This is a genomic window from Aquabacterium sp. (genome assembly GCF_036279655.1).
Taxonomy (GTDB): domain Bacteria; phylum Pseudomonadota; class Gammaproteobacteria; order Burkholderiales; family Burkholderiaceae_C; genus Aquabacterium.
Genome location: NZ_DASUIT010000100.1, coordinates 1 through 18,226, shown reverse-complemented (window position 1 = coordinate 18,226; position 18,226 = coordinate 1). Strand labels below are relative to the sequence as shown.

General features: G+C 64.6%; 17 protein-coding genes and 1 pseudogene. 10 read left to right on the top strand and 8 right to left on the bottom strand.

All coding sequences use genetic code 11. The features are described 5' to 3' along the window. Positions 1-217, bottom strand: a pseudogene (pmbA, locus tag VFW84_RS11885) (metalloprotease PmbA); the annotation flags it as partial. A 42-nt stretch (positions 218-259) separates the two neighbouring features. Here pmbA and yjgA point away from each other — a divergent pair. Together yjgA and mog are read left to right on the top strand one after the other, a co-directional pair. Next, positions 260-862: a ribosome biogenesis factor YjgA gene (gene yjgA / locus VFW84_RS11880; protein WP_329680667.1), complete on the top strand. Its 603-nt coding sequence runs from the start codon at positions 260-262 to the stop codon at positions 860-862. Further along, a complete protein-coding gene (mog, locus tag VFW84_RS11875; RefSeq protein ID WP_329680666.1) occupies positions 862-1,449 on the top strand; it encodes a molybdopterin adenylyltransferase in 588 nt (195 codons plus the stop codon). The genes yjgA and mog overlap by 1 nt, the downstream gene beginning before the upstream one ends. A 3-nt stretch (positions 1,450-1,452) precedes the next feature. Here the strand turns inward: mog and VFW84_RS11870 are convergent, their stop codons facing one another. Both VFW84_RS11870 and VFW84_RS11865 read right to left on the bottom strand, forming a co-directional pair. Beyond that, positions 1,453-2,961: a M48 family metalloprotease gene (locus VFW84_RS11870; RefSeq protein ID WP_329680665.1), complete on the bottom strand. Its 1,509-nt coding sequence runs from the start codon at positions 2,959-2,961 to the stop codon at positions 1,453-1,455. After that, entirely contained in the window at positions 2,946-3,902 is a 957-nt protein-coding gene (locus tag VFW84_RS11865) for a LysR family transcriptional regulator (protein WP_329680664.1), read from the bottom strand. The genes VFW84_RS11870 and VFW84_RS11865 overlap by 16 nt, the downstream gene beginning before the upstream one ends. 98 nt (positions 3,903-4,000) lie before the next feature. Here VFW84_RS11865 and VFW84_RS11860 point away from each other — a divergent pair, with 98 nt between their 5' ends. Genes VFW84_RS11860 through VFW84_RS11850 form a run of 3 tightly spaced genes read left to right on the top strand, consistent with a single transcriptional unit; the run spans position 4,001 to position 7,124 of the window. Then, the gene (locus VFW84_RS11860) at positions 4,001-5,230 is read left to right on the top strand and encodes an acyl-CoA dehydrogenase family protein (protein ID WP_329680663.1); all 1,230 of its coding nucleotides are present in this window, start codon (positions 4,001-4,003) and stop codon (positions 5,228-5,230) included. A 33-nt stretch (positions 5,231-5,263) separates the two neighbouring features. Further along, on the top strand, positions 5,264-6,337 hold the full coding sequence (locus VFW84_RS11855; protein ID WP_329680662.1) for a phosphotransferase family protein: 1,074 nt from the start codon (positions 5,264-5,266) through the stop codon (positions 6,335-6,337). A gap of 16 nt (positions 6,338-6,353) precedes the next feature. After that, a complete protein-coding gene (locus VFW84_RS11850; protein ID WP_329680661.1) occupies positions 6,354-7,124 on the top strand; it encodes an SDR family oxidoreductase in 771 nt (256 codons plus the stop codon). A gap of 77 nt (positions 7,125-7,201) precedes the next feature. On the opposite strand, the gene VFW84_RS11845 is transcribed toward VFW84_RS11850, so the two are convergent. The 3 genes from VFW84_RS11845 to VFW84_RS11835 form a co-directional block, all read right to left on the bottom strand. Beyond that, positions 7,202-7,933 (bottom strand): PEP-CTERM sorting domain-containing protein, encoded by a 732-nt coding sequence (locus tag VFW84_RS11845; protein ID WP_329680660.1) that lies wholly within the window; start codon positions 7,931-7,933, stop codon positions 7,202-7,204. A 146-nt stretch (positions 7,934-8,079) separates the two neighbouring features. Further along, a complete protein-coding gene (cysE, locus tag VFW84_RS11840; protein WP_329680659.1) occupies positions 8,080-8,880 on the bottom strand; it encodes a serine O-acetyltransferase in 801 nt (266 codons plus the stop codon). Positions 8,881-8,974: 94 nt separating this feature from the next. After that, complete coding sequence (locus VFW84_RS11835; protein ID WP_329680658.1) at positions 8,975-9,718, bottom strand: RNA methyltransferase; 744 nt, start codon at positions 9,716-9,718, stop codon at positions 8,975-8,977. A 175-nt stretch (positions 9,719-9,893) separates the two neighbouring features. Here VFW84_RS11835 and VFW84_RS11830 point away from each other — a divergent pair, with 175 nt between their 5' ends. The 4 genes from VFW84_RS11830 to VFW84_RS11815 all read left to right on the top strand — a co-directional run bounded on the left by VFW84_RS11830 (position 9,894) and on the right by VFW84_RS11815 (position 14,967). After that, a complete protein-coding gene (locus VFW84_RS11830; RefSeq protein WP_329680657.1) occupies positions 9,894-10,904 on the top strand; it encodes an inositol monophosphatase family protein in 1,011 nt (336 codons plus the stop codon). Between the two features lie 213 nt (positions 10,905-11,117). Then, the gene (locus VFW84_RS11825; RefSeq protein ID WP_329680656.1) at positions 11,118-11,321 is read left to right on the top strand and encodes a hypothetical protein; all 204 of its coding nucleotides are present in this window, start codon (positions 11,118-11,120) and stop codon (positions 11,319-11,321) included. Positions 11,322-11,482: 161 nt separating this feature from the next. After that, entirely contained in the window at positions 11,483-14,146 is a 2,664-nt protein-coding gene (gene mutS, locus VFW84_RS11820) for a DNA mismatch repair protein MutS (RefSeq protein ID WP_329680668.1), read from the top strand. After that, complete coding sequence (locus VFW84_RS11815) at positions 14,143-14,967, top strand: proteasome-type protease (RefSeq protein ID WP_329680655.1); 825 nt, start codon at positions 14,143-14,145, stop codon at positions 14,965-14,967. Before mutS ends, VFW84_RS11815 begins: the two co-directional genes overlap by 4 nt. Here VFW84_RS11815 and VFW84_RS11810 read toward each other — a convergent pair whose 3' ends face one another. Continuing rightward, positions 14,968-15,693, bottom strand: coding sequence for a 1-acylglycerol-3-phosphate O-acyltransferase (locus VFW84_RS11810; RefSeq protein ID WP_329680654.1), 726 nt, complete (start codon positions 15,691-15,693; stop codon positions 14,968-14,970). Positions 15,694-15,765: 72 nt separating this feature from the next. Next, positions 15,766-16,308, bottom strand: coding sequence for a hypothetical protein (locus tag VFW84_RS11805; RefSeq protein ID WP_329680653.1), 543 nt, complete (start codon positions 16,306-16,308; stop codon positions 15,766-15,768). Between the two features lie 122 nt (positions 16,309-16,430). Between VFW84_RS11805 and VFW84_RS11800 the strand changes: the two genes are divergently transcribed. Continuing rightward, a complete protein-coding gene (locus VFW84_RS11800) occupies positions 16,431-18,101 on the top strand; it encodes a CTP synthase (protein WP_329680652.1) in 1,671 nt (556 codons plus the stop codon). The last annotated feature ends 125 nt before the right edge of the window (positions 18,102-18,226 follow it).

Here is an 18,226-nt window from a genome sequence, read left to right as displayed (position 1 = left end):
CCTGGTTGCGCTCGACGCTTTCCAACTGGCCCTTGCGCACTGAGACCGACAGCCCCACGCCTTCGGAGACCTCGGCGCCGGCATCGCTGGCGCCCAGCGTTCTGGCCAGGGCCAGGGTGTCCTCGATCAGGGCTTGGAACTGCTCGCGGCTGTAGGCGAAGCCGTTTTTGGCATTTTTGGCTTTGGAAGCAGCGGTTTTGGTTTGTTTGACGGCCATGTTGTGGTTTGTCGGTGAGTGCCCCCGTATCATAGCGAGGACATGAATCCGAACGCATTTGATCAAGACGAGGGTTTCGACCCCGAAGACGACGACGTCGCGCGTCGACCCAGCAAGAGTGCCCTCAAGCGTGCCAGCCATGAGCTGCAGGCGCTGGGCGAGCAGTTGCTCGCCATGCCCGACAGCCGACTGGCCGACATCGACATGCCCGAGCGCTTGCGCGATGCCCTGGCCGACTACAAGACGACCCGCTCCTTCGAGGGCAAGCGCCGTCAGCTGCAGTACATCGGCAAGGTCATCCGCAGCGTGGATGCCGAGCCCTTGCGCGAAGCCGTGGCGGCCTTCCAGTTGGGCCATGCGCGCAACGCGCTGTCGTTGCACGAGGCCGAACGCTGGCGCACGGTGTTGCTGGAGAACGAAAAATCGGCCCTGACGGACTGGGTGGCCGAGTTCCCTGACACCGATCTGCAACAGTTGCGGGCCCTGATCCGCAACGCCCGCAAGGACGCGGCGGCGGTGCCTGAGCAGCGCAATGGCCGGGCCTACCGCGAGCTGTTCCAGTTCATCAAGAAGGCTCAGGAGGCCGCGGCTCCGGCCAAGGATGCGGCGGGTGCTCCTGTGCCTGATGTAGACGAGGACGCCTGATGAGCGCGATCCTGGAGCCGGTGCGCATCGGCGTGGTGTCCATCAGCGACCGTGCCAGCACGGGCATCTACGAGGACAAAGGCCTGCCTGCCTTGCAGGACTGGCTGGGGCGGGCCGTGCGCAATCCCATCACCTGGGTGCCGCGCCTGATCCCCGATGAGCGCGAGCAGATCGCACAGACCCTGCGTGAGCTGGTGGACAACGATCACTGCGATCTGGTGCTGACCACGGGGGGCACGGGGCCTTCGCCACGCGATGTGACGCCCGAGGCGACGCTGGATGTGGCGGACAAGGAAATGCCAGGCTTTGGCGAGCAGATGCGCCAGATCAGCCTGCGCTTCGTGCCCACGGCCATCCTGTCACGTCAGACGGCGGTGATCCGGGGGCGGGCGCTGATCCTCAACCTGCCCGGGCAGCCCAAGTCGATCGCGGAGACGCTGGAAGGGCTCAAGGACGAGGCGGGCAAGGCGGTCGTGCCAGGCATCTTTGCCGCGGTGCCGTATTGCATCGACCTGATCGGCGGGCCCTACATCGAGTCCGACCCGGCCGTGTGCGACGCCTTTCGGCCCAAGTCGGCCCGGCGCTGAAGCTCAGCGCGCGGTGCCCACGACCTTGACCGTCTGCCCCACGGTGGGCTCGCCACCGGTGTAGTAGCCGTTGATCAGGCGCAACTGTCCCTCAGGCATATCGCCCAGAGGGGATTGCCGTGCCAGTTGGGCAAAGCCACCCTTGGGATAGGGCGTGGTTTGCAGAACCCAGGGCCTGGCCGCGTTGCGGTCGGCCGCGCTCAGGGGGCGGAAGGAGTTCTCGGCCTGTTGCAGGCCGGTGCGGGCACGCTGCAAGGTCTGCGTGTCCCTGCCGGAGGGCAGCAGGATGAAGCGCTGACCTGTGGGGCCGCTGACGACCGTGGCCTCCACGTTCTGGAGCTGCCCCTGGCTGTTGCGGCGCTGACCCGTGAAGCGTGAGGCCTGCAGACCGTTGAGCTGGGTGTTCTGGAACTGGCCTTGCGTGGGCTGGATGACCTTGCGCACGATCTCTTCGGGCGTCTGCCCGGCGTCCTTGGGGACGACCTTCACCACCAGGCCCGCACTGCTGTCCGGGTTGATCAGGGCCAGGGTGTCGCTGCCGTTCTGGATCTTCCAGCCCTCGGGGGCGGTCACCGCAAAGCCCAGGGGCACGTGGTAGAAATGCTGTCCGCGCGTCAGGCCCTGGTCGGCGCTTTCGCCAAAGGTCAGGCCATTCAGAAGTGGCAGATAGCGTGCGCGCCCGTCGTCACCGTAGCTGGACTTCTGTTGTGCGCGGTAATGCTCGGCCACCCGCTGGATGTCTTTGAGCCGCTGGTCATTGCTGGGGTGCGATGACAGCCAGTTCGCTCCCGAGGGGGCCTGGCGTCCGGCGGCCCGAGCCTGGTCGGCGGCATAACGCTCCTGGTTCTTGAGGGCCGAGATCACATCCACCATGTGCCCGGGGTCGTACTGGTTGCGTGCCAGGTACTCAGCCCCCAGACCATCGGCCTGCAGTTCCTGCTCGCGGCTGTAGCTGGCAATGTAGCCCGCAGCAACCGTCTGCGACAGGTCGCTGGCGATGCGCCCCGCACCCTTGATGCCTTGGCCCTCCAGTACCGCGCCCAGCACCGTGGCGGCCAGCACGCCCAGACCGGCGTCCTGCTGTTTGGTGGCGCGCTGCGCGCCATGGCGTGCGGTGACGTGGCCGATCTCATGGCCGATCACCCCCGCGAGTTCGGCCTCGCTGTTCATGTAGGCCATCAGGCCCCGCGTGACATAGACGAACCCACCGGGCAGGGCGAAGGCATTGACCTCGGGGCTGTCCAGCACCGTGAAGGTCCAGGGCAGGGTCGAGCGGTGGGACTGGGCGGCCAGCTTCTGCCCCAGTTGCTTTACATAGGTCTGCACCCGGGCATCGGGGTAGACACCATATTCCTGGAGCACCTGCTCATGGGCCTTGCGGCCTTCGGCCAGCTCGGTCTTCTCGTCCATGACGGAGCGCTCGGTCTTGCCGGTAACGGGGTTGACGACCTGCGTGCCGCAGCCGGCCAGCAAGGCGGAGGACAGGGCGATCAGGGTCAGCGTGTGGCGCATGTGGAGGCCTCGATTTCCTGGTTCACGGCCCGGATCACCTGGGCGCGCAACCATTGGTTGGTGGGGTCATCTTCCGCAGCAGCATGCCAGTACAGATGGGCATCGAGCTGGGCCGAGGTCAGCGGGAAGGCGTGCAGCACATTATCGAACTGCCGGTTGGCCACGCGGGCATATTGTTCGGGCATGGTCAGCAGCATGTCGGTCATGCTGACCACGCGGCAAGCGGCGAAGTAATGCCGGCAGCGCAGGCCGATCTGGCGGCGCAAGCCCTGCCGGCTGAGTTCGTAGTCTTCCAGCCCCAGCCCCTGGCGCCGCGCGGACACCAGCACGTGCGAGGCCTCCAGAAAGGCATCCAGGCGCAAGGGCCCCGCGCCGACCACCGGGTGATCGGCGCGGGCCACCACCACCAGCTTGTCGAGCAACAGGCGGCTGTGCTGCACTTCCGGTGCGACCGGCAGGGCGATGTCGACCACCACGTCCACACGCCCCTGTCGCAGGGCATCGGCGATGTCGTGGCGTTCGATCTGGATGCTGTTGACGCTGACCCCGGGCGCGTGCTGGCGGATGTGGGCCATCAGGCCGGGCAGGGTGAGGGATTCCAGGATGTCACGCATGCCGATGGTGAACACGCGGTCGGACGTGTCGGGGGCAAAGCCCTGCCCGGGCTCGCGCAGGCCCGCCTGCAGGTGTGACAAGGCCTGGCGCACCACCGGGGTGAGTTGGCGGGCATAGGGCGTGGGCACCATGCGGCGTCCTTGTCGGGTGAACAGCGCGTCGCCCAGGTGGTCGCGCAGTCGGGCCAGGGCGTGGCTGACGGCGGGCTGACTGAGGTGCAGTTCGCGAGATGCGCTGGTGAGCGAGCCCGTTTGCACGATGGCATCGAACACCAGAAACAGATTGAGGTCGATCTTGTTGAGATTCACATCATGAATGTATGTCAATTCAGACAATTCATTTGATTCATTGTGATGGGCTTTCTACACTGCGGCATCCCTCCCCAGGCCCGCACTGCGAGTGCGGCATCCACCAGGACAAGACCATGGACTTTGGCCACTCCCCCCGCGCCCAGGAATACATCGAACGCGTCAAGACCTTCATGCGCGACCACGTCATGCCGGCCGAGGAGGCGTACCACGCCCAATTGACCGGCGTGGCCGACTGGCGCCAGTGGCGTCAGCCCGCCATCATGGAAGACCTCAAGGCCCGTGCCCGTGCGGCCGGTCTGTGGAACCTCTTTCTGCCCGATCCGCACCACGGCGCGGGCCTGAAGGTGTCCGAGTACGCGGCCCTGGCCGAGCTGATGGGCCACAACACCATGGCAGCCGAGGTGTTCAACTGCAATGCGCCAGACACCGGCAACATGGAAGTGCTGCACATGTACGGCTCGGCTGCGCAGCAGGAGCGCTGGCTGACCCCTCTGCTGGCGGGCCAGATTCGCTCTGCCTTTTGCATGACCGAGCCCGGCGTGGCCTCGTCCGACGCCACCAACATGGAGGCCACGGCCGTTCCCGAGGGTGACGAGGTCGTGATCAACGGCCGCAAGTGGTTCAGCTCGGGCATTGGCCACCCGAACTGCAAGATCCTGATCTTCATGGGCTTGACCGACCCGACGGCCGAGCGCCACAAGCGCCACTCCATGATCCTGGTGCCGCTGGATGCGCCCGGCGTGAAGATCGAGCGCATGCTGCCCGCCTTTGGTGTGTATGACGAGCCCTTCGGTCACGGCGAGGTCGTGTTCGAGAACGTGCGTGTGCCCAGGGAGAACATCATTGCCGGGCTGGGCCGGGGCTTCGAGATCGCCCAGGGCCGCCTGGGCCCCGGCCGCATCCACCATTGCATGCGCTGCATCGGTGGGGCCGAGCGGGCGCTGGCCCTGATGAGCGAGCGCGGCGACAAGCGCATCGCCTTCGGCAAGCCCTTGAATCAGCTGGGGGGCAATGTGGATGTGATCGCCAATGCCCGCATGGCCATTGAGCAGGCGCGCCTGCTGACCCTCAAGGCGGCCTGGATGATGGACACGGTGGGCGTGAAAGCAGCCATGAGCGAGATCTCCATGATCAAGGTGGTGGCGCCCAACATGGCCCAGGTGGTGATTGATGCGGCCATCCAGATGCACGGGGCCCTGGGTGTGACGCTGGACACGCCCTTGAGCACCCTGGCGGCCTATGTGCGCACGGTGCGCCTGGCCGATGGCCCGGATGAAGTTCACCGTAAAGTGGTGGCCAAGTTCGAGCTGGCGCGTCAGCGTCTGGCGCGTGGCGAGGCCTGATCCACCCCTTTGAGTTCGAGAAAGACAAGCGAGATGAGCACATCGATGATCGACAGCGCCGTGGCGGTGCGTGCCGGCGAGGAAGTCGACCTGGTCAAGGTGGGGGCCTATCTGCGGGCCCAGGGCCTGCAGCTCGATGGCGAGCCGCAGATCCGCCAGTTCCCAGGGGGCGCATCCAACCTGACCTACCAGATCAGCTATGCCAACCGGGACCTGATCCTGCGCCGACCGCCTTTTGGTCACATCGCCAAGTCAGCCCATGACGTGGTGCGTGAGGCACAGATCATGAAGCTGCTGCGCCCGGTCTACCCGGCCGTGCCCGAGATCTACGCCATCTGCGAGGACAGCGAGGTCATGGGCGCGCCTTTCTACGTGATGGAGCGCCTGGTGGGGGTCATTCCCCGCCAGGAGTTCCCGCCCGAGTTGGGTCTGGATGCCGACAGAACCCGGCAGCTGTGCCTCAACGTCATCGACAAGCTGATCGAGTTGCACCAGCTCGACCCTCAGGCGGCGGGGCTGAGCAGTCTGGGCAAGGGGGAGGGCTATGTGTCCCGCCAGGTCGAGGGCTGGAGCAAGCGTTTCCGCGCTGCGCGCACGGACGATGTCGGCGATTTCGAATCGGTCATGCAGTGGCTGCACGACAAGCAGCCCGCCAAGGAAGTGGCCATCCGCCTGATCCACAACGATTTCCGCTTCGACAATGTGGTGCTGGACCCGCAGGACCCGCTCCGGGTCATCGGCGTGCTCGACTGGGAAATGGCCACCCTGGGCGATCCCATGATGGACCTGGGCAACTCCCTGGCCTATTGGGTGCAGGCCGATGATGACGCCTTCATGCTGGGCTCGCGCCGCCAGCCGACCAACGCGCCGGGCATGCTCACGCGCCGGGAGGTCATCGAGTACTACGGCCGTCAGACCGGATGGAGCGTGGCCAACTTTGACTTCTATGAGGTCTATGGCCTTTTCCGCCTGATGGGCATCGTCCAGCAGATCTATCAGCGCTACCAGCAGGGCAACGCCCGCAACCCCATCTTTGCCACCTTCGGGCCGTTTGCCAACTACCTGGGCCAGCGCTGCGAACGCATCATGGCCGGCTCGGCCCTGTAAACACCGCTTTCACACCATGTCCATGCCCCACACCTTCGACCTCAGCGGCAAAGTGGCCCTGATCACCGGCTCCAGCCGAGGCATCGGCGAGGCCATCGCCCGCCTGCTCGCCGCTCATGGCGCACACGTCATCATCTCCAGTCGCAAGGCCGAGCCCTGCGAAGCCGTGGCCGCCTCCATCCGCGAGGCGGGTGGCCAGGCCTCCGTGCTGGCCTGCCATGTGGGCGAGATGGCGCAGATCGACGCCACCTTTGCCGCCATCGAGCAGCAGTTCGGTCGCCTGGACATCCTGGTCAACAACGCGGCGGCCAATCCCTACTTCGGGCACATCAGCGACACCGATGTGGGCGCCTTCCAGAAGACCGTGGATGTGAACATCCGAGGCTATTTCTTCATGTGCGCGAGGGGCTCCAAGCTGATGGCACGGCAAGGCGGCGGCTCCATCATCAACATCGCCTCGGTGAACGGCGTCATCCCGGGCATGGCCCAGGGCATCTACTCCATCACCAAGGCCGCCGTCATCTCCATGACCCATGCCTTTGCCAAGGAGTGCGCGCCCATGAAGGTGCGCGTCAACGCCATCCTGCCGGGGGCCACCGACACCAAGTTTGCCTCGGCCCTGACCACCAATGAGGCCATCCTCAAGATGGTGATGGCGCACACGCCGATGGGCCGCGTGGCCGACCCCAGCGAGATGGCGGGGGCAGCGCTGTACCTGGCATCCGATGCGGCCAGCTACACCACGGGCACCTGCCTGAACGTGGATGGCGGCTACCTGCTGGGCTGAGCCCAGAAACAATACTGCCCGCACGAGGCGGGCAGTTGCATGTCAAGGGGCGCATGGCCCCTGGGCATGAGCAGGCATCATGCTGCGCGACGGCGGCGTTGAGCCAGGGCGCCCACCACGAGCAGGCCGGCCAGGGCCATGCCATAGGCGCTGGCCTCCGGCACGGCTGAAGGGATGCTTTCCAGCGTGGCGGCGTTCAGGATGGGGTTGTTGTCGCCGTAGGCAGCCTGACCGCCCAGACCGAACACCACGGTGGAGGCCGTGGCCACAAAGGTGTTGGTGAACACGGCGCTCTGGTTCGGGTTGTAGGTCACACCGCCGGTGAGGGCGTAGGGCGACACGTCATCGGCCTGCTTGACGCCATCCTGGTAGATGTCAAAGCCCCGAGCGCAGCATGCTTCCGCGAACAGCAACTGAACCTTGTAGGTCTGACCCACTTGCAGATTGCCCAGGCTCAAGGTGACCACTTGGGAGTCTGCTGCGCCATTGGCGGGCGTCCAGATGATCGACTGCATGACGGCGCCCAAGGTGCTGGGCTCGTAGCTCGCGGGGTACCAGTTGCCAATGTAGTTGGCGTAGCCCAGGCCCACACCCGAGGTGGCGAAGGCATTGGTGAAGGTGGCGTCGCCCAGTGTGACACCCGCAGCGCCGGGGTTCATCGTCAGGGCGTAGGTGAAGTCACCTTGCAGATCCAGCCCTTGGCCAGGCGCGCTGCCGGTGAACACCCCGACTGTGGGAGCTGCTTGAGCGAGGCTGGCGCACAGGGCGACAGCCATGGCGGCCGCAATGCGAGTGACGTGATGAGACATGGCTGGTTCCCAGGAGGTGTGAATCTGTTCAGGCGATCGACAACGGATGCTGTTGATCGAACCTCGATATGTTACAGGCTGTCATTCAGGCCACACCACCTGGTATAGGGGGGCAGCGCATTCACCAGGCTGTGAGGCCGAGCGGCTCACTTGACCAGCCGGTTCAGTTCCTCTGCATCGAAGCACTCTCGGGTCTGTGCGTCATGGGGCATGCAGCCGCGTGCGTCATCGGACTTGGCATCCCGGGCCAGGGTTTCGATGGTCTTCCAGAGCAGGGCGATCTGGTGCTCGTGTCCGGAGGCATGATCGATCAGCCCCCGCAAGGCTTGTGACAGAGGGTCATCTCCCTCGGTCACGCCGTAGGCAGAAAAGCCCATGCGCGCAGCCAGGGCCTCGCGCTTGGCCTGATCTTCGTCGAGCACCGTGGCCTTGGCCACGATGATGCGCGCCGGGTTGCCCACGGCGGTGGCGTTCTCGGGCACCGGCTTGGTCACGACCGCATTGGAGCCCACGCGTGCGCCATCACCCACCGTGAAGCCTCCCAGCACCTGCGCGTTGGCGCCCACGATCACGCCCTTGCCCAGCGTGGGGTGCCGTTTGGCGCCCTTGCTCAGCGAGGTGCCGCCCAGGGTCACGCCCTGGTAGATGGTGCAGCCATCGCCGACTTCAGCGGTCTCGCCGATGACAACCCCCATGCCGTGGTCAATGAAGACGCGGCGGCCCATGGTGGCGCCAGGATGAATCTCGATGCCGGTGAAAAAACGCGCCCAGTGAGAGATCCAGCGGCCCAGCCACTTGAGGCCATGCGTCCAGCACCAGTGCGCGCAGCGGTGCATGGCCAGGGCGTGCAGACCGGGGTAGCAGGTCAGCACTTCCCAGGCGGTGCGGGCCGCAGGATCGCGTTCAAGGATGCAGGCGATGTCTTCGCGCAGACGGGCAAAAAGCATGGGGCGGCTTATTTGTTTTTCGAATCAATGGCGATCAGTTTAGCCGTCAGGCCAACACCCCCGACGGCATGAGGTTTCGCTTCGGGCCCAAGGCTCAAGGCTTGGTCTTTTCAAGCATGGCCTTGGCCACACCGCGCAGGATGTGGATTTCTTCCTGACGCAACTGCGCGCGGTTGAACATCTGGTTCAAGCGGGGCATCAGCTTCTTGGGGGCGGCCGGATCCAGAAAGCCCAATGCCGTGAGCGCTTGTTCCCAATGGTCGAGCATGCCTTGCACGGTGCGGCCATCGGCCAGATCGGGTTCGGCGGTGCGCTCGCTCACGGGGAAGCTGCCCAGTGCCTGTCGCCATTCGTAGGCCAGCACCTGCACCGCTTGAGCAAGGTTCAAGGAGCCATAGTCGGGGTTCGTGGGAATGCTGATGACGGCATGGCAGCGGTAGACATCCTCATTGGCCATGCCATAGCGTTCACTGCCGAACACGAAGCCCACCTTGTGGGCCGGTGTGGCCCGTGCCAGCGCGCCCAGGCCGTCGCGCGGGGTGATGGTGGGTGGCCCGAAATCACGCGGCGTCATGGCCGTGCCGATGGCATAGCTCACCCCTTCCAGGGCCTCGGCCAGCGAGTCCACGATGCGTGCGCGCACCAGGATGTCGGCCGCGCCGCTGGCCATGGCCACGGTGTCTTCCTGCACCAGCACGTCGGCAAAGCGCGGGCGCACCAGCACCAGCTCGGAAAAGCCCATGACCTTCATGGCGCGGGCCGTGGCGCCCACATTGCCCGGGTGGCTGGTGCCGATCAGAATGAAGCGGGTGGGGTCGGGGTGAACTTCAGAAGTCACACATAAGCCTTTGAAAACACTCAAAATCCACTGAAAAGGGGGTGCAAAAAAACGGCGAACTCAGTAGAATCTTCCATTCTCGCTCGTTCTTTGTTCACCGCTGCGCCCCCATTCGATCCGCTCAGGCCGTTTTGTGCCTGTGCGCGTGTCTTTTTCTGTCTTTACTGGTCGACCCATGTCACAAGCCCTGCATCCCATGCTCAATATCGCCATCAAAGCTGCTCGCGCAGCCGGGGCGATCATCAACCGGGCCGCGCTCGATGTCGAGCGTCTGCAGGTCTCGTCCAAGTCGCACAACGACTTCGTCACCGAGGTCGACTTGGCCGCCGAGGCCGCCATCATCGACACCATCCTGGGCGCATATCCCACCCACGGCATCCTGGCTGAAGAGTCCGGCCGTGAGCGTGGCAACAAGACCAGCGAGTTCGTCTGGATCATCGATCCTCTTGACGGCACCACCAACTTCATCCATGGTTTTCCGGTCTACGCCGTGTCCATCGCCCTGGCCTGGCGCGGTCAGGTGCAGCAGGCTGTGGTCTACGACCCCGCACGCAATGATCTTTTCTATGCCTCGCGTGGCAAGGGCGCCTACCTGAACGACCGCCGCCTGCGCGTGTCCAAGCGCACCCGCATGCTCGACAGCCTGATTGGCACGGGCTTTCCCTTCCGCAAGGGCGACAACTTCCAGCGTTACATGAAGATGTTCGAAGAGGTGATGGTGCAGTGCGCCGGCCTGCGCCGCCCGGGCGCTGCCTCGCTGGACCTGTGCTACGTGGCGGCGGGCTTCTATGACGGGTTCTTTGAAACCGGCCTGAGCCCCTGGGACATCGCTGCAGGCTCTCTGATGATCACGGAAGCCGGTGGCCTGGTGGGCAACTTCACCGGCGAGGCCGACTTCCTGTTCCAGCGCGAGATCGTGGCCGGCACGCCTCGCATCTACGGCCAACTGGTCAAGACCCTGGAGCCCTACAGCCGGGTGATCGCCGATGCCGCCCTGGCGGACGGCATTCAGGGCGAGGCATCAGCCGATGCGTCCGAGGAGGTGGTCGCGGCTCTGCAATCGGCAGAAGCGACCGCGCAGGATGAGGCCCAGGCCGAAGAGCCCAAGCCTGTGACGCGCAAACGCATCACCGCGGCAGCCAAGGCGGCTGAGTCGGGCAAGCGAGGCGGGGACGCCCCTTTCTGAGTCTTCCATGAGGGGGATGCATCCCCCTTGTTCATGGGGGATGAGGGTCGTGAAATGCCAAATCCATCCCGCATTTCAGGCGGGTCGGTGAGATCCCGCAACACGACCTGATCAATCCTCGCTACAGTCGACAGCACTCAAGGTCAGGTTTTGCAGTCCGGGCCGCTGATGACACCGATTTACCGCTGTTTCAAGTTCAAATAGGAGAACTCCATGCGTCAACTGGTTCAACAAGAAGTGCTGATGGTGGCAGGTGCTGGTTCCTGCGGCTCCCATAAAAAGAAGAGCTGCGCCAAGCCCTCCAAGCCCAAGTGCGATCCCAAGCCCAAGTGCCACCCGAAGCCCAAGTGCAATCCCAAGCCGGACTGTGGTGATGACGACGACACCACCACCCCGACCGATCCCGTGATCCTGTGATCTCGTGTTGATGGTGGCCAGGGCCTGAGTTTTCAGGCGCTGCTCCCCCCTGATGCCCGGTGACTGCCTTGCAGTGCCGGGCATTGTCACGTCTGGCGCTCTAAAATGGATGGTTTGAACTTGCGGGTCCCATCTTGAGCGACTTCAGTGCCCACACCCCCATGATGCAGCAGTACCTGCGCATCAAATCGGAGCATCCGGACACGCTCGTGTTCTACCGCATGGGGGATTTCTACGAGCTGTTCTTTGATGATGCCCGCAAGGCCAACCGCCTGATCGACATCACCGTGACCGTGCGCGGCCAGTCGGCGGGCGAGCCCGTGATCATGGCAGGCGTGCCGGTGCATGCCGTGGAAACCTATCTGGCCAAGCTGATCAAGATGGGCGAATCGGTGGCCATTTGCGAGCAGGTGGGTGAGGTGGGGGCCAGCAAGGGCCCGGTCGAGCGCAAGGTGGTGCGCGTGGTCACCCCCGGCACGCTGACCGACGCTGAACTGCTCAACGAACGGGCCGACGCCTTGCTGGTGGCCGTGGTCACGCAAGCCACGCGGGGAGGGGTGGCCAAATCATCCGACACGACCCCTTGTGCGCTGGCCTGGCTGGGCATGGCCAGCGGCACTCTGGGCCTGACCGAGTGCACCCAGCGTGATCTGGCGGGCTGGCTGGCTCGGCTGCAGCCGGCCGAGGTGATCTATGACCGCGACCGGGTGCCCCCCGCACTGGCGCCCTGGATCGCCCAGCCCCGGGGCACGGCCTTCACGCCACGCCCGACCTGGCAATTCGATGCGGGCCTGGGACAGCGCAAGCTGTGCGAGCAGCTCAAGGTCAGCCATCTGCAGGCCTTCCATGCTGATACCCTGACACTGGGACACGCGGCGGCGGCGGCCCTGCTCAGTTATGCAGAGCACACGCAGGGCAGGGCACTGGCCCACGTCACCACGCTCACCGTGCCGCGCAGCAGCGATCTGCTGGACCTGCCGCCCGCCACGCTGCGCAACCTGGAGCTGACACAGACCTTGCGGGGCGAGGATTCGCCCACCTTGTTGTCCTTGCTGGACACCTGCCGCACCGGCATGGGTAGCCGAGCCCTGCGCCACTGGATCACCCATCCGGCGCGTGATCGCCGCGTGGGGCAGGAGCGCCATGCCGCCATCGATCTGCTGCTCAACCCGCCCAGCCTGAGCCAGGGTTATGACAGCCTGCGCGAGGCCCTGCGCCAGGTCAGCGATGCTGAGCGCATCACTGCCCGCATCGCCCTGCGGCAGGTCCGCCCGCGCGAGCTGGCTGGTCTGCGCGACACCCTTTTGTCCCTGCCGGTGCTGCGTGAGCGCGTGCCCCATGGCTGCGCCTTGCTCGACGAGGTGCATGCCAGCCTGCAGCCGGATCCGGCCATCGCCGAGCGGCTCATGCGCACCATCGCCGAAACGCCCGCCGTGCTGATCCGCGATGGCGGGGTGATCGCGTCTGGCTTCGATGCCGATCTGGATGAGCTGCGGGCCATCTCGTCCAACTGCGATGCCTTCCTGCTGGAGCTGGAGGCGCGCGAGCGCGCCCGCACCGGCATCGGCAATCTGCGTGTCCAGTACAACAAGGTCCATGGCTTTTACATCGAGGTCACCCAGAGCCAGGCCGACAAGGTGCCGCTGGACTACCAGCGCCGCCAGACGCTCAAGAACGCTGAACGCTTCATCACGCCTGAGCTGAAAGCCTTCGAGGACAAGGCCTTGTCTGCGCAGGATCGGGCCCTGGCCCGCGAGAAGTATCTGTTCGATCAACTCATCGACGAGCTGCAGGGGCACCTGGGCACCTTGGGCGCCATGGCACGGGCCCTGGCCAGTGTCGACGCGCTGGCGGCCCTGGCCGAGCGTGCCGCTACCCTGGGCTGGACCCAGCCCGAGTTCGTGTCCATGCCCTGCATCGAGATCGACAAGGGGCGCCACCCGGTGGTCGAGGCGCGCCTGGCCGAATCCAGCGGCGTCAGCTTCATCCCCAACGATTGCCGCCTGGACGCCAACCGCCGCATGCTGATCGTGACCGGCCCGAACATGGGGGGTAAATCGACTTTCATGCGTCAGGTGGCGCTCATCGTGCTGCTGGCCTACATGGGCTCCTACGTGCCCGCGCAGTCCTGCCGTCTGGGGCCGATCGATGCCATCCACACCCGGATCGGCGCGGCCGATGACCTGGCCAATGCGCAGTCGACCTTCATGCTGGAGATGACCGAGGCGGCCGCCATCATTCATGGGGCGACCGAGCACTCCCTGGTACTGATGGACGAGATCGGGCGGGGCACCTCCACCTTTGATGGTCTGGCCCTGGCCGGCGCCATCGCCAGCCATCTGCATGACCGCAACAAGGCCTTCACCCTGTTCGCGACACATTACTTCGAGCTGACCACATTGCCAGAGAAGCACCCCCGCGCGGCCAACGTGCACGTGGGCGTGGCCGAGGCGGGCGACGACATTGTCTTCCTGCACGAACTGCAGGCGGGCCCGGCCAGCCGCAGTTACGGCGTGCAAGTGGCCCGACTGGCCGGCATGCCCCCCAGCCTGATTCGTCAGGCGCGGGTGGCGCTGGATGCGCTGGAAGCCCAGCAGCGCCAGCACGACGACCAGATCGATCTGTTCGCCGACCTCAGCGGCGCGGCCGGGGGCGTACGGCCCCTGAGCATGCCCGACCTGCCCGAGCCAGGTGCTGGCACCGACCTTGCAACACCGTCAGAGCTGGCCACCCTGGCCTTGCTGGCCAGCATTGATCCAGATACCCTGACCCCGAGAGAAGCGCTCGACGCGCTCTACCAACTGAAATCGGTGATCTCATCATGACCTATTGCGTGGCCATGCGCCTTCATTCCGGACTGGTCTTCATGTCTGACTCCCGCACCAATGCGGGCATGGACCAGATCAGCACCTTCCGCAAGATGACGGTGTACGAAAAACCGGGCGACCGGGTGCTGGTACTGCTGTCGGCGGGCAATCTGGCCATCACTCAGGCGGTCAAGCAACTGCTCAACGACGAGAGCATTCCCGGGCCCGATGGAGATCACGTCACCCTGTGGACGGCACGCAGTCTCTTTGACGTGGCCCGCATCGTTGGCAGCGCCGTGCGCAAGGTGTATGCCCGTGATGCCGAGGCTCTCAAGCAGCATGGCATCGACTTCAATTGCAGCCTGATCATCGGCGGCCAGATCAAGGGCGAGACCATGCGCCTGTTCAATGTCTATGCGGCCGGCAATTTTGTCGAGGCCGGCATTGATGGCGTGTGCTACTTCCAGATCGGCGAGTCCAAGTACGGCAAGCCGGTGATTGACCGCGTGGTCACGCCCAACACCCCGCTCGAAGAGGCGGCCAAGTGCGCGCTGATCTCGATGGACTCGACCCTCAAGTCCAATCTGTCGGTCGGACTGCCGCTGGATCTGCTGGTCTACGAGGCCGATGCATTGCGTGTGGACAAGCTCATCAACATCGACGAGAGCAATGCCTACTTCCGCATGATCCGCAGCACCTGGGGGCAGCGCCTGCGTCAGGTCTTTGACTCCATCCCCGATCCGACCTGGAATGGAGACCAGCCGGACCTGACCTCCAGTGCGGCATCGCAGCCGCAGGCCATGAACCCGCTGAGCAAGATCGCGGCGCCCAACGGCTGATCAGGCCGTGGTGCCTGCCTCACGATCGAGTTCGTCGATGCAGGCCTTCATGCGCTCGTGGCAGGTCTTCATCAGCGCGGGCATGTCGGCCAGTGTCAGGCCGGTGGTCGGGATGGGGGGCAGGGCGCGGATGATGATGGTGCCGCTGTGCCATCGGTTGAGGTTCATGCCACGCACATAGTTGTTGGCGCACACCGGCACGATGGGCACGCCTGCGGCGATGGCCATCTGGAATGCCCCTTTCTTGAAGGGCTGCAGCCCCTTGCCGTGACCGCGGGTGCCCTCGGCGAAGACCCACAGCGACATGTCCTTGTGCTGCAGTGTGTCCGTGGTGGTCTGCATGGCCTTCTTGGCCTGAAAGGCGTTGCCCCGGTCAATCAGCACGTTGCCTGCCAGCCAGTAGACCTGACCAAACAGGGGGATCCACTTCAGGCTGGTCTTGCCCAGGCTGACGGTGCGCTCTGGCACCACGCGGCCAAAGGTCAGCAGGTCGTGATTGGACAGATGGTTGGCCACGATCACGGCGGGTCGCTGATGATTCAGCAGGCTGTCTGCGTCCAGTTGCACCTTCCAGCCCAGGATCCATTGAGCTGGCACGGCGTAGAGCCGTGAGCAGATGCGGCTGTTGTCTGGGTTGAATGGGCGCAGGAGGCCGACCAGCAATCCGAGCAGGCTGGCCACGAAGAAATGCATGCACAGCAAGAGCATGCGAACAGCAAATAGCACGGCGTTTCCCAATCAGGGAGCCTACGGGCTCCGGTTTGACCGGAGCGCATTATGCGCCGCTCGGTGCCGCCTTCACTTGATCTGGGTGGGGATGGGCTCGCTCGCGTGTCCCGCTTGCGCGGCGCATTCCTTCCAGAGGGCTGGGAGGTTCAAGCCGAGCTGCTCGCCCTGCAGACCGGCCTGGCTCACCTGGCGCCAGTGTTGCTGCGCCATGCATTGGCTCAGGGTCTCGATGTGCGCAGTCTGCCAGCCCCTGGCTGCCAGACTGGCGCCATAAGCCGACTGGATCTGCGTCCGGTGGTGTTCGGTGACACTGGCGCGGCTGCAGGCCAACATGTCCGCCACGGCCAGTGCGGGCAGCGCGCTGTGGGGGACGCGTTCCGGGATGAGGGCCATGCGCTCATCGACGCATGTGCACGCGTCCTTGACCAGCGCGCTGGTGTCGCCCGTCGCGGCGAGGGTCGGGCTCAGCAACTGTCCGATCTTGATCGGACACTGGTACTTGAACAAGGTCATGACCTGCGCACGCGTGGGGCCCGTCGCGCTGGCCGCAGTCGATGCCACTGCGCTCAGGGAACAAAGGAGGATCAGGAGGGCAGACAAGACGGGTTTCATGGTGCGTCCGAAGAGGTTGTTTTGCTCAACCCTGTACCTCGGGTGTGTCCGGGACGGGGCTCACCCTCTATAATGCCTCTTTACCACCGCAGCGCCCTCTCATGAGTGGGCGCTTTTGCGCAATGACCAAGTTTGTCTTCGTCACGGGCGGTGTGGTGTCCTCGCTTGGCAAGGGCATCGCCGCCGCGTCTTTGGCCGCGATTCTTGAATCGCGTGGCCTCAAAGTCACCCTCATCAAGCTCGATCCGTACATCAACGTCGATCCGGGCACCATGTCGCCGTTCCAGCACGGCGAGGTGTTCGTGACCGAGGACGGTGCGGAAACCGACCTGGATCTGGGCCACTATGAGCGCTTCATCACCACGAGGATGAAGAAGGCCAACAACTTCACCACCGGCCAGATCTACCAGAGCGTCCTTGAAAAAGAGCGCCGTGGTGATTACCTGGGCAAGACCGTCCAGGTCATTCCCCATATCACCAACGAGATCCAGGACTATGTTCGCCGTGGGGCGGGTGTGGGCACCCCGGATGCCGTGGACGTGGCCATCGTCGAAATCGGTGGCACCGTGGGCGACATCGAATCGCTGCCCTTCATGGAGGCGGCTCGCCAGCTGTGCCTGAAGGCCGGTCCGACCAATGCCGCCTTCGTGCATCTGACCTACGTGCCCTTCATTGCGGCCGCCGGCGAGCTCAAGACCAAGCCAACCCAGCACACGGTGCAGAAACTGCGTGAAATCGGTATCCAGCCCGATGCCCTGCTGTGCCGTGCCGACCGCGCCATCCCCGCGGATGAACGCGAGAAGATCTCGCTGTTCACCAATGTGCCCGAGTCCGGCGTGATCTCGGTCTGGGATGCCGACACCATCTACAAGGTGCCGCGCATGCTGCATGAGCAGCACCTCGACGACCTGATCTGCAACAAGCTGCAATTGCAGACCCAGCCCGCCGACCTGTCGCGCTGGGACAACCTGGTCTACGAAGTCGAGAACCCCAAGAAGACCGTCACCATCGCCATGTGTGGCAAGTACACCGATCTGTCGGATTCGTACAAGTCGCTCAACGAGGCGCTGCGCCACGCTGGCATCCACAACCATGCCCGCGTCAACATCGAATATGTCGACTCCGAGACGCTGACGCCCGAGACGGCGGATCAGCTCGCCCAGTTCGATGCCATCCTGGTGCCCGGTGGCTTCGGCACGCGGGGCGTGGAAGGCAAGATCATCGCGGCGCAATATGCCCGTGAGCACGGCATTCCCTACCTGGGCATCTGCCTGGGCATGCAGGTCGCCACCATCGAATACGCCCGCCACATGGCCGGCCTCGACGGTGCCAACAGCACCGAATTCGATCCCGAGACCCCGCATCCCGTGATCGCCCTGATCGACGAGTGGCTGGATGCCGACGGCACCGTGCAAAAGCGCGATGCCAGCTCCAACCTGGGCGGCACGATGCGTCTGGGTGCCCAGAGTTCGGATGTCAAGCCTGGCACCATCGCCCACGCGATCTACGGCCCGGTCGTGACCGAGCGCCACCGCCATCGCTACGAGGCCAACGTCAACTACCTGAACAAGCTGCGCCAGGCCGGCCTCGTGATCTCGGCGCTGACGCAGCGCGAGCAGCTCACGGAAATTATCGAGCTGCCGCAGGACGTGCACCCCTGGTTCGTGGGCGTGCAGTTTCACCCCGAGTTCAAGTCCACTCCCTGGGACGGCCACCCCCTGTTCAACTCTTTCATCAAGGCCGCGGTAGACCATCAGGCGGCTGGACAGAAATCGCTCAAGGCGGTTGCATGAAGCCTTCGCTCGTCATGCCGGCCCCGGATCGAGTCCGGGGTTTCAGCACCCAGCGTCCATGGATTGCGGGTCAAGCCCGCAATGACAACCTATGAAGCTTTGCGGATTCGACATCGGCCTGGACC

Excerpts from the sequence above, each read along its gene's own strand:
- yjgA (WP_329680667.1), top strand. The coding sequence starts at position 260 with ATGAATCCGAACGCATTTGATCAAGACGAGGGTTTCGACCCCGAAGAC.
- mog (WP_329680666.1), top strand. The coding sequence starts at position 862 with ATGAGCGCGATCCTGGAGCCGGTGCGCATCGGCGTGGTGTCCATCAGC.
- VFW84_RS11870 (WP_329680665.1), bottom strand. The coding sequence starts at position 2,961 with ATGCGCCACACGCTGACCCTGATCGCCCTGTCCTCCGCCTTGCTGGCC.
- VFW84_RS11860 (WP_329680663.1), top strand. The coding sequence starts at position 4,001 with ATGGACTTTGGCCACTCCCCCCGCGCCCAGGAATACATCGAACGCGTC.
- VFW84_RS11855 (WP_329680662.1), top strand. The coding sequence starts at position 5,264 with ATGAGCACATCGATGATCGACAGCGCCGTGGCGGTGCGTGCCGGCGAG.
- VFW84_RS11850 (WP_329680661.1), top strand. The coding sequence starts at position 6,354 with ATGTCCATGCCCCACACCTTCGACCTCAGCGGCAAAGTGGCCCTGATC.
- VFW84_RS11845 (WP_329680660.1), bottom strand. The coding sequence starts at position 7,933 with ATGTCTCATCACGTCACTCGCATTGCGGCCGCCATGGCTGTCGCCCTG.
- cysE (WP_329680659.1), bottom strand. The coding sequence starts at position 8,880 with ATGCTTTTTGCCCGTCTGCGCGAAGACATCGCCTGCATCCTTGAACGC.
- VFW84_RS11830 (WP_329680657.1), top strand. The coding sequence starts at position 9,894 with ATGTCACAAGCCCTGCATCCCATGCTCAATATCGCCATCAAAGCTGCT.
- VFW84_RS11825 (WP_329680656.1), top strand. The coding sequence starts at position 11,118 with ATGCGTCAACTGGTTCAACAAGAAGTGCTGATGGTGGCAGGTGCTGGT.
- mutS (WP_329680668.1), top strand. The coding sequence starts at position 11,483 with ATGATGCAGCAGTACCTGCGCATCAAATCGGAGCATCCGGACACGCTC.
- VFW84_RS11815 (WP_329680655.1), top strand. The coding sequence starts at position 14,143 with ATGACCTATTGCGTGGCCATGCGCCTTCATTCCGGACTGGTCTTCATG.
- VFW84_RS11805 (WP_329680653.1), bottom strand. The coding sequence starts at position 16,308 with ATGAAACCCGTCTTGTCTGCCCTCCTGATCCTCCTTTGTTCCCTGAGC.
- VFW84_RS11800 (WP_329680652.1), top strand. The coding sequence starts at position 16,431 with ATGACCAAGTTTGTCTTCGTCACGGGCGGTGTGGTGTCCTCGCTTGGC.